General features: G+C 69.6%; 11 protein-coding genes and 1 pseudogene. 5 read left to right on the top strand and 7 right to left on the bottom strand.

Annotation, left to right across the window (positions count from 1 at the left end; all coding sequences use genetic code 11):
- Nucleotides 1-192: 192 nt before the first annotated feature.
- The 3 genes and pseudogenes from ACVCAG_RS01240 to ACVCAG_RS01230 all read left to right on the top strand — a co-directional run.
- Nucleotides 193-357 (top strand): annotated as a pseudogene (locus tag ACVCAG_RS01240) (IS5/IS1182 family transposase); the annotation flags it as partial.
- A gap of 42 nt (nt 358-399) precedes the next feature.
- Nucleotides 400-1,023 (top strand): DUF6461 domain-containing protein, encoded by a 624-nt coding sequence (locus ACVCAG_RS01235; RefSeq protein WP_440082118.1) that lies wholly within the window; start codon nt 400-402, stop codon nt 1,021-1,023.
- A 1,621-nt stretch (nt 1,024-2,644) separates the two neighbouring features.
- Nucleotides 2,645-5,311 (top strand): LuxR C-terminal-related transcriptional regulator, encoded by a 2,667-nt coding sequence (locus ACVCAG_RS01230; RefSeq protein ID WP_447189426.1) that lies wholly within the window; start codon nt 2,645-2,647, stop codon nt 5,309-5,311.
- 112 nt (nt 5,312-5,423) lie between these two features.
- Here ACVCAG_RS01230 and ACVCAG_RS01225 read toward each other — a convergent pair whose 3' ends face one another.
- The 4 genes from ACVCAG_RS01225 to ACVCAG_RS01210 form a co-directional block, all read right to left on the bottom strand.
- Complete coding sequence (locus tag ACVCAG_RS01225) at nt 5,424-5,810, bottom strand: hypothetical protein (RefSeq protein ID WP_447189321.1); 387 nt, start codon at nt 5,808-5,810, stop codon at nt 5,424-5,426.
- Nucleotides 5,811-5,848: 38 nt separating this feature from the next.
- Nucleotides 5,849-6,553 carry a hypothetical protein gene (locus ACVCAG_RS01220; protein ID WP_447189320.1) on the bottom strand — a complete coding sequence of 235 codons (705 nt, stop codon included), beginning with the start codon at nt 6,551-6,553 and terminating at the stop codon, nt 5,849-5,851.
- Nucleotides 6,554-6,893: 340 nt separating this feature from the next.
- On the bottom strand, nt 6,894-7,682 hold the full coding sequence (locus ACVCAG_RS01215) for a glycoside hydrolase family 16 protein (protein ID WP_447189319.1): 789 nt from the start codon (nt 7,680-7,682) through the stop codon (nt 6,894-6,896).
- Between the two features lie 115 nt (nt 7,683-7,797).
- Nucleotides 7,798-8,640 (bottom strand): isocitrate lyase/phosphoenolpyruvate mutase family protein, encoded by an 843-nt coding sequence (locus tag ACVCAG_RS01210; RefSeq protein WP_440082122.1) that lies wholly within the window; start codon nt 8,638-8,640, stop codon nt 7,798-7,800.
- Nucleotides 8,641-8,999: 359 nt separating this feature from the next.
- Here ACVCAG_RS01210 and ACVCAG_RS01205 point away from each other — a divergent pair, with 359 nt between their 5' ends.
- Nucleotides 9,000-9,212 carry a hypothetical protein gene (locus tag ACVCAG_RS01205; protein ID WP_447189318.1) on the top strand — a complete coding sequence of 71 codons (213 nt, stop codon included), beginning with the start codon at nt 9,000-9,002 and terminating at the stop codon, nt 9,210-9,212.
- A gap of 18 nt (nt 9,213-9,230) precedes the next feature.
- A complete protein-coding gene (locus tag ACVCAG_RS01200) occupies nt 9,231-9,845 on the top strand; it encodes a dihydrofolate reductase family protein (protein WP_447189317.1) in 615 nt (204 codons plus the stop codon).
- A gap of 72 nt (nt 9,846-9,917) precedes the next feature.
- On the opposite strand, the gene ACVCAG_RS01195 is transcribed toward ACVCAG_RS01200, so the two are convergent.
- From ACVCAG_RS01195 to ACVCAG_RS01185, 3 genes are read right to left on the bottom strand one after another with little or no spacing between them, the layout of a single operon-like run.
- Nucleotides 9,918-10,754 (bottom strand): ABC transporter permease subunit, encoded by an 837-nt coding sequence (locus ACVCAG_RS01195; protein ID WP_440082124.1) that lies wholly within the window; start codon nt 10,752-10,754, stop codon nt 9,918-9,920.
- Entirely contained in the window at nt 10,751-11,692 is a 942-nt protein-coding gene (locus ACVCAG_RS01190) for an ABC transporter permease subunit (protein WP_440082125.1), read from the bottom strand. The genes ACVCAG_RS01195 and ACVCAG_RS01190 overlap by 4 nt, the downstream gene beginning before the upstream one ends.
- On the bottom strand, nt 11,689-13,029 hold the full coding sequence (locus tag ACVCAG_RS01185) for an extracellular solute-binding protein (protein ID WP_440082126.1): 1,341 nt from the start codon (nt 13,027-13,029) through the stop codon (nt 11,689-11,691). Before ACVCAG_RS01185 ends, ACVCAG_RS01190 begins: the two co-directional genes overlap by 4 nt.
- Between the last annotated feature and the right edge of the window lie 2 nt (nt 13,030-13,031).

Here is a 13,031-nt window from a genome sequence, read left to right as displayed (position 1 = left end):
AGACCCAGTGACCTCATAAACCCTGTCGACGGCTCTTCGGGTCCGTCCCTGACTGCTCGGCATCAGGTGTGTATAGACCCGCAGGGTGAACCCTGGATCGCTGTGGCCGAGGTACTGACTGAGGGCCTTGTGAGCTTGCTCCGCTTTGACGAACCCCTGATCTCGGATGTCCGTCAAACCGGATCAAGCCCAAATCGCGCCCACGCCCGTATCCGGGCCATCGGTGAGCGTGCCGTCGCGACCTTGAAGGGCTGGAAGGTGCTGACCAGGCTGCGCTGTTGCCCGCATCGAGCGACCGCGTTCGTGCAGGCGATCCTTGTGCTGCAGCTCGTGGAAGAAGGCCGCTACCCAGGATGAAATGGCTCTTATTGTGTCGGTGGGCGCTGCGAGCATGACGGGATGATCGCGACTCCTGACGACTACTCCTGGTTCTCCCCCGAGCGCTTCCCCGGCCTGGCGGACGCCTACTGCTTCACCTACGTCCGCGGCCTGACGCTTGAGGAAGTGGTGACCCGGCTCGGCGTCCGGGTCGAAGACTGCTCTCGCGTGACGCTCGATGGGCTGATCCGGTGGCAAACCTTCGGTGCCGTCGCCGTTGGAGACTGGGTGCTCTTCGTCGAGGCCTGCAGCGGGCTCGGCGTCACCGAAGAGATCATCATGCCGCTGTCGGCGGGCACCCGTCTCGTCTCCCACTTCTACCTCGACGTCGATGACATGGACCACTTCTACTGGATCGACGACGGGAAGATCCGGTTCGAGTTCGCGCACGACGAAGGCTATTCCCACCGGATCGAAGACGGGAGGATCCAGTTCATGGCCAGGCCCCACGAAAGCTACTCGGAGGAGACGCCGGACGAACTCGCGGAGATCCTGGAGCGGATCGACTCCCCCGTCTACTCGATCGCCGCCCCCCACAAAGGGCCGGCGTTCCTCCTGGCCGAGCGCCTCACCGGGATCACGATGACGCCGCAACTGCTGGAGGAGTCCACCTATCTGTGCGGAGTCGTTCCCGGATCGAGGTGAGCAGGATCCATCGTCTGCAGACCCCGCGGGTCGGCAGGCGGACGGTGGATCACTTCGCCGCACGCTCCTGCAGGTTTCACGGGGGCACTGTTCTCCGCGGGCCTGCCGCACCAGGCCGTCAGGATGAAAAGCCTCACAAGATCGCATCGGCCGGCGGCGCATCATCCCGGCCACGGCGGCTGCCGTTGTAGCCCTGCGGCGAAGGAGCGAAGTACGCAAGTGATCAGGTGGTGTGTTTCGTCAGCAGTACACCCGCCATTCCTCATCAGGGACGGAGCCCTCTGACGCGTCACAGACACGATCAGACCACTCGTGGGCAACAAAGACCGGACGGGTCAAGACGACATCTCCGGCGCGTTGCGCACGCATCACGAGCCCAAGCTCGTCAGCTCCGAGATTTCCGTACTGAGAGGAGCGGACCGCCTCCGGCAGTCCCCGCGACAGCATGTGATCAACGAATAGATCCTCCAACTCGGACGGCACACGTCCAACTAGCCGAAGGCCATCCATCGTCACCTGAGGACCGTGAAGCGCGTCAACCGCGATGCAGGACAGGCGTCCAGACTCCGCATAGTACGTCGTCAGGGCACTCCCGTGAGAGGTAGGCAGACGGAACCACGCATGGCGCACTCCGCATCCGTCAGACTGGCTGGAAGGGACATCCGTATCCAGCGCAGCCATCACCTCGTCATGACTCATTCCAAACCGTAGTGGTCCAACGCTCATGAGCGGTGTGAAATCCCACTGCAGTCGTTCCGTGTCGTCTAAAATGACGCCCGCACGTTTCATGGAGCGCGCCTTTCCGATGCCCCTGACAGTTCAGCGCACCGCACCCTACCGCGTGAGCGTTCAACACTTGCCCGGGCGTAACCCGGCCGTCACGACCTTGAACATCTACACCCACCGGGGCCGGACGCGGGCGACCGCGGCCTCGCTGCGGCGGCGATCTGCGCCGACATCAAGCCCAGCCCGCCGATTCCACCAGCGAACCCGCCTGGCCACCGCATATTCCCAGCTCAACTAACGAATGGCGGCTGCCGTACCAAGACTGTGACTCGTTTGGTGGTCGCTCGTCGGACATGGCGCGGATGCATTCCTTCGGCGACCGGCCCGAACGGGATGACACAAAGATACGTAGCGGCCATCGTGATCTGCGGGAACAGGCCCCCGGTCTTTACCGTGGCGTGATATGCCGGACCAGCCCCGTGACGTTCAACTCCGAGACTCCCTCCTGTGATGACCGGGAGAGTGTGGCCTGCCGTTTCAGAAGGCCATGGCGCAGATCACCGCCTGACGCGCTCTTCACGCTGCGGGCGGCGCGGCGGTGACCGAAACATTTCGGTATTTCACCGGCTAAGCTGCAGCTTAATTAAATTGACATATTTCGGAAATGCTCCCAGAATGGCGCGCAGGCCGGCTGCCGCCACACATCACCTTGACGATCAGCCGTCCAGCAGGCGGTGCTGGGGGATGCCGTCGTCGAAACCGCATCACCACCGGTGTGCGGATTTTTGCACCTGCTCCTCCCCGGCCCCGGCTCCCGTGGGCGATCGGGGGCGTCTCCGGACGGCCCCCGTACGACACGCCCGACTGTCCAGTGGAAGGAGAAGCCGCGGTGACGATGGTTGAGGTGGTGGCGAGACGATGGCCCCTGGTGGGCCGCGACGCGGAGCTGAAGGCGTTCAAGGCGGTCCTCAATGAAACCGGTTACAAGGCTTTTCTCATCTTCGGTGAGCCCGGCGTCGGCATGACCCGGCTGGCGGAGGAATGCCTCACCGTCGCGGAGCTGCAGGGGCACGCCGTGGGCCGCGCCGCCGCGACCGGCGCGGCGGCGGAGATCCCCCTCGGGGCGATAGCACATCTCCTGCCGGACGGCGTGGATCTGTCGGATCCCGTCGCGGGCTTCGCGACGGCCGTCCGGCTCATGTCGCGGGCCTACGGCGCACCGGCCCGTCTCGTTCTGCTCATCGATGACCTGCACCTGCTCGACTCCGCCTCGGCCCTGCTGTTGCGCCAGCTCATGGAGACCGGTGCCGTCTTCCTGGTGGGCACGGTGCGCTCGGATGCCTCGTCCCTGGAGAGCGTCGTGACGCTCGGGCGGGGCGATGCCGTCCATCACGCCGACCTCGCGCCGTTGACGTGGCGGGAGGTGAACGAGCTCCTCCAGCACGCCCTGGCCGGGCACGTCCACCGGGAGAGCATCGACCGATTACACGCCGCGAGCGGAGGCAATCCGCTCTATCTGGGCGAACTGGTGCGCGGTGCGCTGGCCGAAGGCCGGCTGACGAACGACGGGGAGATCTGGCAGCTGGCCGCCACCGAGCCCCTTCCGGTCACCCGCCGCCTCACTGATCTGATCCGCCACCGGCTCGCGACGGTGGCGCCGTGCGGCCGTCGCCTTCTCGACGTCCTCGCGCTGTGCGGCCCGGTGTCCGTAGCCGACCTCGAACGCGAGCCCGGCGCCGAGGTCCTGGACGAGCTGGAGCGAGCCGGACTCGTCACCGTCGTACGGGAGGGACGGCGCACGTACGCCCGCCTGGCGCACCCTCTCTACACGGAGGTGCTGCCCCCGGGCATCACCGAGAGGCGGCGCAGGGAGATCCTGCGCGAGCAGGCGGACGGGCTGGAACGGACCGGCTCGCGCCGCCGGGAGGACGCCATGCGCCTGGCCTCCTACCGGCTCGCCGGCACCGGCACCGCCGATCCGGCCCTCCTCCTCCAGGCCGCCCGGCTCGCCGCGTACGGTGACGACCACGCCCGCGCGCTCGGTTTCCTCCGGGCGATCCCCGAGGACGACCTCACCTTCCCGGCCCTGCTTCTGCTCGGCCGCACGCTTTCGGAGGCGGGCCGGCCGCAGGAGGCCGAGGACGTGCTGTGCCGGGCCGACGGGTGGGCCACCACGGAGAGCCGCGCGCTCGCGGTGGCGCTGGCGCGCACCCACAACCTCATGTGGTGCCGCGGCGCGGCCCGCGAAGAGGCCGTCGCCGCGAACGGCGCGGCGCGCGACCGCGTCACGAGCGCCGCGGGCCGGTGGGCGCTGCAGGTGAACGAAGCCAACATACTCTCCAGCCTGGGCCACCACGCCGAGAGCCTCGGCCTGCTCGACGGCATGCCGGACGAGGAACCGGCGGTGGGTGACATCGCGGGCGTGGCAGCGTGGACGGCCGCCGCCGCGACGAGGGCCAGTGCGCTGTCCTTTCTCGGCCGGAGCGAGGAGGCGGTGCCGTGGGCCGAGCGGGCCGTGGTCCTGTGCGCGAAGGCGAGGACGGAAGGCAGGGGCCACGCCCCGCAGGAGGCGGCCGCGTGGTCCGCCCTCGTCCTGGCCCTGACCGAGATCGGACGTCTGCGGGAGGCCCGCGTCACCGCCGAGCGCGCCTACACCGACTCGGGCTGGGTGCCGACCGGGTGGCAGCGTACGCTCCTGGTCTTCCCGCTCGCCCGCAACGCCTGGACGGCCGGCCGCCCGGCCTCGGCGCGCCGCTGGTACGCGGAGATCGCGCACGACACCCGCCCCCAGGCAGTGATCATCCGTCCACTCGCCCTCGCCGGGCTCGCGGCGGCCGCGGCGCTGCAGGGTGACGTGCGCGCGGCGGAGGCCGCCCTCGCCGAGTACGCCGGCCTCGCGGCGCCGGTGTACGTGCCCGAGGAACGGCTCGGCGAGGCGTGGACGCACGTGGCGCGGGGAGAGCAGGGGGCGGCCAGGAGAGTGCTGCGGGAGGCGGCGGCCGAGGCCCGCGAGCGGGGGCAGTTCTCCTCCGAGGCCATGTTGCTGACGGACCTCGCGCGGCTCGGCGGCGCCGCGGAGGCGGCGAACGGTCTCGCGGAGCTCGCGAAGGCCGGGGGGCCCTTCACCGCCGCCCGGGCACGGCTGGCGGCCGCGCTGGCCGCCGGAGACCAGGACGGCCTGATGGCGGTGGCCGGCGACTTCGACCGGATGGGGGCGAGCCTGCTCGCGGCGGAGGCGGCGGGCGCGGCGGCGGAACTGTGGCGCCGTTCCGGCAGCCCCAGGCAGGCCTCCGCCGCCGCCGCGCGGGCGGCCGCGAACGCCGCCCTGTGCGAGGGCGCGCGCACGCCCCTGCTCCAGGCGGCCGACGCGGCCGTGCCGCTCACGACCAGGGAAAGCGAAGTGGCGATCCTGGCCTCCGGAGGGATGTCCAGCAAGGACATCGCGGCCAATCTGACCATCTCCGTCAGGACCGTGGACAACCACCTGCAGCGCGTCTACGCGAAGCTCGGCGTCTCGAACCGCCAGGAGCTGACCGGCCGGCTCGGCCGCACGAACAGGTGAACCACTCGGCCGCGCCGCCCGCGCACAGGGGCGCGGGCGGCGCGGCCGCGGAGTCGCCGGGTCCCGCCCGCCTTCGCCGGCGGGGCGGGACCCGGGTGGCGCAGGCGGCGCGTCAGACCGCTTCGAGCCAGTAATCGGAGACCCCGAACAGGCAGCCGGACTCGGTCCGCGCGGGGGTCGTGAAGCTCGTCCAGCGGCCCTCGACGACCGCCGCCGGCTCGCTGCGGTAGGTCAAGCCCCATGAGCAACTGGTGACGAGCCGGACCCGCGCGCTCGAGGCGTGGGGCTTGGTGTGGCACTCGTTCGCGAAGGCGCGATAGCCGGTCGGGCGGTAGGCGTCGTAGTAGGTTCCGGTCGCCCACGCCGGGCAGGCCACCTTGTCCGTCTCCAGATATTTGTATGTGCCCGCGGCGGCCGCCGGAGAGGCCGGGCCCAGTACGGTGAGCGCGGTGAGCGCGGCGAGTGTGACGGCGCCCGCTTTCCTGACGATATTGTTCATGGCGTTTCCATATCCTCTCGAATTCACGGCGGGCGTTTTCACAGGGCGGAGGCGAGCGCCACCGCGACGCCTTCCGAACCGAGGGTGAGCTTGCTCTGCGGCAGGTTGCTGGCGTAGCAGTTGAACTGGGCGAAGCAGAGGTTGACCCCGCGCGCCATGTGGGAGTAGTGGGGCGACCCGACGCCGGTGGTGTTGGTTCCGACCGGCGCGCCCACGAAGGCGCGGACCACGTCGGTGACCAGGCCCTGCGGGTAGGCGACGGAGGACTTGTCGGTGAAGTAGTCACGTCGGTTGTACAGGGGCTCGGAGATGACACGGGTGCTCTCCCAGCCCGAAACCTGGTTCGCCGTGCAGTAGGAGAACGCGTGATGCCAGGTGTAGATGGTGAGGCCCGCCCAGGAAGTGAGCGTCAGCGGGTGGTCGACGGCCCAGCATTTCTGCTGGTAGGACGCTAGCGCGGCGCGCGACGCGGAGGAGTCCCGGCCGCCGGGCCTCTGGGGCGGGTCGACCTTGGTGACGACCGGATCGCCCGCCTTCACCGACACCGGCACCGTACGGGCCAGCTGGGGGTCGTTCTTGATGATCTCGAGGTCGGCGGTGGTGGCCTTGCCCGACACGGCGTGCTGGATGGCGGTCCTGACGTCGGCCTCGGAAGGGCCGTCCGCGGCGGTCGCGGGACCCCCGGCGACCATCACCGCCGCGGCCGCGACAGCGAGTCCCGCGGACAGGGTGCGGAGCTTCATTCTCATTTCCCCTTCGAAATCGGAATACTGTTTTCGATAAGAGAAACTTTTTCAGCCGTGGAATTCGAGAGGTAGAGTAATGACTACTCATTCCTCCGTGCGCGACTGCTCATGCTCACCATGAACGCCGGGGCCGCGCGATGCGATCTCTCGATCGTCATCGTCCCCGCCCCGCTTCTCCGGGGCCCGCGCGCTCGCCGCTGCCGTCCGCGCCACCCGTGTCGGCCACCCGGCCCCGTACGCCGGAGCCGCCGGGCCGTCGCGTGCTTCCGTCCCTCCGGCCCGCGTCCGGGTGGCGGGCGGTGGCGACGCCGGCCGGCGCCGACCGGCGCCGACCGGCTCAGCCGGAGGCGACGGGACGGTAGCCCCTGACGTAGTCGACCGTGAACCGCTTGGGATAGGCGTGTCCGGGCCTCGGCGACCCGTCCGGCTCGGGGAACTCGTAGATGTTCAGCATCAGCTGCATCGGATAGCCCGGCGACTGGTGAACCGTCCGGACACGGCGCCCGTCGACGAAGAAGGCGACGTGCTCGGAGGTCCACTCGGCGGCGTAGACGTGAAACTCCCGCGCGTCGACGGGCAGGGTCTCCACCGTGAAGTCGTCGGTGATCTCCGGGTCCCCGAACGGGTGAAGCCCCATCCCCACCTTCACGCTGTCCGGTCCGACGTCCCGGCCGAAGATCTCGCATACGCATATCTCGGCGGAGCGCTCCGGCTCGTCCTCGTAGCCGATCATCCACAGCGCGACCATGCATCCCGGGTCGTCGATCGCCTTGGCCCGCATCTCGATCAGCCCGTACCTCGGGGTGTAGAGCCGGACGTTGCGTTGGGCCTCACGCACGACGGCCCTGGAACCGCGCCCGTGCTGCCCGATCGTGCTTCCCACCGGACCGGCGAAGACGCCGGTCTGCAGCGACGACACGCGGAGCGGCCCCTCGAGCTCGGGCGACCAGGGCGGCTGGTCCTCCTCGATCAGCAGGTGCAGACGCCCGCCGTCCAGCTCGTAGCGGGCGGCGGAGGCCGCGCGGTCGCTCCACTGGGGCAGGTATCGGGGAACCCAGCGATCCTCGTCGAGGCGGTCGGCCTCGAAGGTGTCCTCGAACTCCAGCTCGTAGCCGGCCCACGCCACGGGTCCCCACCTTCCTGCCGCCGTCTTTCCGGAAAGGACCATACGCCGGGTCGGCCGCCGCGGTCACGGGCGGCGCGGGTGTGGGCGGGCGGGGGCGGCGCGGACCGCTCACGGATCAGCGGCCAGGTTCTGCCAGCAGCAACGAATTGAGGGTGCCGTACTCAAGACCGCCCTCAAGGGCTCCGCAGGTGCCGTCGGTGAGCAGTTCCCGGGCGGCACGTGCGACCAGCCCGTAGGCCGCCTCGGCGATCGAGGATCCAGCACTCACCCGAGCCACGCCCAACGCCGCGAGCGCGGGCACGGTGAGAGTCCCGGGACCCGCCAGGACGTTCACCGGCACGGACACCGCACGCACGAGCGCCGTGATGGTCTCCGCATCCAGAGCCCCGAGAACGAACACCCCGTCAGCGCCGGCCGCCACGTAGGCCTCGGCCCGGGCCAGGGTTTCCTTCAGCCGTACCGCGGGATCCCCGGCCGGCAGACGGTGCGTGTCGATTCGGGTGTTGATGAACAGCGGCACACCAGCGGTGTCCGCGGCACCACGGGCAGCCGCGATGCGCTCGGACTGCTCCGGGACGGGACGCAGCAGGGCCGGGCCCGCGCGAAGTGAGTCCTCCAGATTGATGCCGACGGCTCCGGCCGCGAGCACGCCCCGCACGGTCTCGGCCACCCCCGCGGGGTCGGGCGCGTATCCGCCTTCGACATCGGCTGTCACCGGAACGTCGACCGCTGCGGCGACCCGAGCGATCAGGTCGAGGCCGCGGTCCCGGTCCAGGTGGTCGCCGTCTCCATAGCCCAGGGCCCACGAGACGCCGGCGCTGGTGGTGGCGACCGCGGCGGCGCCGGCATCCGTCACGATACGCGCGGAGGCGACGTCCCAGGCATTGGGCAGTACCAGCGGCCGGCCGGGGACGTGCATCGAGCGGAACAACAGGGCCTTGCCGCGAAGTGTCGTCATGCCGGTTATTTCACCAGACGGTACTGAAGCCCGATCAAACCTATTTCGCGAAGCCACCGCGGAGTATCGAACGGGAAGTACCGCTCCTTCGCGCCGGACCGCATGGCCACTGGTCGCCTCTCCCTCCGGGCACGCGAGCACACCTGTCCGCCGGACGAGGGCAGACGAGCGTGCCCGATGTGATCAGTGATCGAACGCGGTCGGCGAACGGGTGATCGGCGCGCCGGTCTCGTCGTCGTGCCCGGACGAGTTCGAAGCCGCTGAGCCGGGAAGGGCGCCCCATGTCCTGCGCGGTGGTGGCCAGGCCACCGGAGCCCAGGAAGGTCGGGGCGGGGGCCGTTCCGTCACCGTCGGCCGGCGTGTTCCTGCTCGGCGGCCGCGGCGTGGGCGGCGTCGAGACGCTCGAACGGGCCTGGACCGTCGTGCGGTTTCGGCGGGGCGCCGAAGATGACGTCGCGCAGCACGAGCAACGATCAGCGATCTCCGAGCACCTCGACGGCGGCGTTGATCGGACACCCGGACCGTGGTTCCACGATTCCTCCTTGACAGGTATTTCGTCCTCACTACAGTAGTTGCAAAACGCAATCACTATGGTGGAAGAGGAGATGATGGGCCACTTCGTGTATTGGATGAACGTGTCCCTCGACCTGCGGATCGAGCAGGTTCCGGGGGACAACGGCGCGGGCGAGTGGCTGCGTATCGGCGAGGAACTGCACCGCGAGTTCAACGCCCGGGCACAGACGCTCGCCCTGATGGTCCAGGGCCGGGTCATGTACGAGACCATGGAGGAGTTCTGGCCACGGGCGCGCGAGGACACGTCGCTGCCGGACGTCTTGCGTGAGTACGGCGAGATCTGGACCGCCAAGCCCAAGGTGCTCGTCTCCCGCACCCGCCACAGCGCCGATCACGACACCCGGATCGTCGGCGGAGACGACGCGATCGAGCGGCTCGCCGCCCTGCGGGCCGAGACCGACGGCCCCATCGGGGTGGGCGGCGCGGCAATCGCGACGCAGCTGCTCCGGGCCGGGCTGCTTGACGAGCTGCTGCTCTTCACCCACCCGGAAATCCTCGGCTTCGGCAGGCCGCTGTTCGACGACTACGACCTGCCGATCGAGCTCGACCTACTCGAGCAGCGATCGTTCGAGCAGGGCGTCACGATGCATCGCTACGCCATCCGGGACGCGAGGCGGGCGAGCTCGTGCTGAGGCAGGTCGCGGAGGGCTCGCGCTCCGGGCGAGCGGCGGACGGCGGCGAGAGCCCACCGGCGGCGGGCCCGCTCATCCCTTCAGGCCCGAACGGGAGATGCCCTCGATGACCCAGCGCTGGGCGACGAGGTAGAGCACGATCACCGGCAGGCTGGCGATCACCGCCCCGGCCATCAACAGGTCGTAGCGGATGCTGTTGGCGCTCTGGAAGTTGCCCAGGCCCGCAGGGAGGGTGAGGGACTCGGGGCTGAGCAGCACGAAGATCGGCCACAGGAAGTCGTTCCAGTTGGTCAGGAACGACAGCAGGAACAGCGTGACCAGCGCCGGGCGGGCCAGCGGGAGCGCGATGGTGGTGAAGATCTGCCACCGGTTGCAGCCGTCCAGCTCGGCGGCCTCCTCCAGCTCCCCGGGCAGGGTGACGAAGAACTGCCGCAGGAAGAACACGCCGAACGCCCCCGCCGCCGCCGGGACGATCACCGCCGGCAGGCTGTCCACCCAGGCGAGCTCGTTGACGATCAGGAAGTTGGGGATCAGCAGCACCACCGGCGGCACGAACAGCGTCGCCACCACCGTCGCGAAGATCGTGCTCCGGCCGCGGAAGCGGAGCCGGGCCAGCGCGTACGCGGCCGGCGCGGCGGTCACCAGGACCAGGGCCGCGTGGCCGGTGGCGGCGGCGAGGCTGTTGAGGAACCACGTCATGATCGGGCTGTCGGCGCTGCCGAGCAGCTGCCGGTAGGCGTCCAGCGAGATCGGGTCGGGGATCCACTGCGGCTCGGTGGAGCCGGCCGCCTCGCGGGTCTTGAACGAGGTGACGAACATGTAGACCAGCGGGCTCAGGTACAGCGCCGCGATCACCGCCAGGACGAGGTGCAGCAGGGCGCGCCGCAGCCGCCGGGTGTCGAGGGTCATCGCGTGCTCCTGTCTCTGAAGGCGCCGAAGACCAGGGCGCTGGCCACCATCAGGAACGCGGCGAGGATGAAGCTCATCGCGGACGCGGTGCCCATGTCGAACTGGCGCAGGCCGGTCTCGGCGATGAGGTAGATCGCGGTCTTCGTCTGGTCGGCGGGCGCCCCGCGGGTGATGATGTAGGACTGGCCGAACATGTTGGCCGAGGCCAGGATCGTGGCGTTGACCACGAACACCGTGACCGGCCGCAGCCCCGGCAGGGTCACCGAGCGGAACCGGTGCCAGGCGGAGGCGCCGTCGACCATCGCGGCCTCGTGCAGCTCGCGCGGGATGTCCTGAAGCCCGGCGAGGAAGATGACCGAGTTCAGGCCGAGCGTCCACCAGACCGTCACGCCCACGAGGGCGACCCAGGCGGGCGGCACGTCGGTGGTCCACTGCACGTCCAGGCCGAGGTAGTGGTTGACCAGGCCGATGTTGCCGTCCAGCAGGAACTGCCAGACGAACCCGACGACCGCCACGCCCAGCACGTACGGCGCGAAGTAGACGGCGCGGTAGACGTTGCGTCCCGCGAAGCGGCCGTTCATCAGCAGCGCGGTGAGCAGGGGCAGCACGATGAGCAGCGGCACCGACGCGAGGGTGAAGATGCCGGTGGCCCGCATGGCCGTCCAGAACCGCGAGCCGTCCACGCTGGCCGGGTCGAACAGCTCGGCGTAGTTCTCCAGCCCGACGAACGGCTTGTCCGGGAGGTTGATGTCCCACTCGTGCAGGCTGGTCCAGAACCCGAAGCCGATCGGCAGCAGCATGAAGACGGCGAACAGCGCGAGGTAGGGGGCCAGGAAGGCGTACGGCGTCCAGGGCCGCATCCTGGGCGTGGTCCCGGCGGCGGGGGGCCGGTCCCCGGGGGCGGGGGACCGGCCCTTCCGCTCGGCGAGCAGGCTCACTTCCCGTACTTCCGCTTGTTGGCGGCGAGCAGCTTGTCGGCGGACGCCACGCCCTCCTTCAGCGCGTCGGCCGGGGACGCCTGCTTCAGCACGGCCTTGGCCACCGCGAGCTCCAGCGCCTTGGACTGCACGTCGCCGACGCCGGGCAGCGGCGGCAGGAAGCGGAAGATGTTCACATCGGAGGCCATCCTGATCTGCGGCAGGTCGGCGATCGCGGGGTCCTGGCGGGCGGAGTTGCGCGCCGGGATCATCCCGGCCTTGGCCCACTCGGTGGACTGGCGGCTGATGTGGTCGATGAAGAACTTGGCCGCCTGGACCTTGTTCGGGTCCTTGCCCGCCTGGGAGGTCATCACGAAGTTGTGCGAGGAGGCCCAGGCCGCGGCCGTGCCGCCGATGTTCGGGATCGGGGACATGCCCCACTTCAGCGACCTGGCGTTGGTCTTCAGGTCGTTGATCTGCCAGATGCCGTCCCAGGTGAAGCTGACCTTGTCGTTCTTGAAGGCGGCGTACTGGCTGTCCTGGGCGACCTTGGCCGGGCTGAAGCCCTTGTCGATCTGCTCGACCATCCAGCCCAGGGCCTTGGCGCCAGCCTCGGAGCCCCAGAGCGCGTTCGCGCCGTCCTCGCTGTAGAGCTCGCCGCCGAACTGCCAGAGCAGGCTCATGAACATCAGGTGGGCCGGCCACTTGCTGGGCATCCAGAACGGGTTCTCGATCCCGGCCTCCTTCAGCCTGCCCAGGGCGTCCTCGTACCCGGCCCTGTCGGCGGGGGCGTCGTCGAGGTCGATCTTCTCCAGGTGGGAGGTGTTCCAGTAGTCGGCCAGGCTGTGCACGTCCAGCGGGACGCTGTAGCGCTTGCCCTCGTAGATCCCGGCGTTCCACACCGCGGGGATGAAGTCGGACTCGCTGAGCTTCAGCGCGCCGACCACGTCGTCCAGCGGGATCAGCGTCTTGCGGGTGGCGAAGGTGCCGATCCAGTCGTTGTGGATGACCGCCACGTCCGGGCCCTTGCCCGCGGTGATGGCCGTCGGCATGGCCGGGTAGAGGTCCTCCCAGCGCCGGGTGACGTTGCGGACCTCGATACGGCCGGCGTACTCCTTGTTGAACGCCTCCAGCATGGTCCGCATGTGCGGGCCGTCGCCGCCGGTGAAACCGTTCCAGTAGTCCAGGGTCACCTTGGGGCCGGAGTACTCCCCGCCGGAGAAGGTCGGCGCGGCCGGGGCCGGGGAGGAGGCACCGGATCCGAGCTTGGTGCCGCCGCCGCAGGCGGCCAGCGCGGCGGTCAGACCGGCGGCGCCGGTCAGGCCCATGAACGAGCGGCGGGACAGAGGACTGGTCATGT

This window comes from Streptosporangium sp. G12 (genome assembly GCF_052983175.1).
Note: the sequence above shows the minus strand (reverse complement) of the source record. Positions and strands in the feature narration are given on the sequence as shown.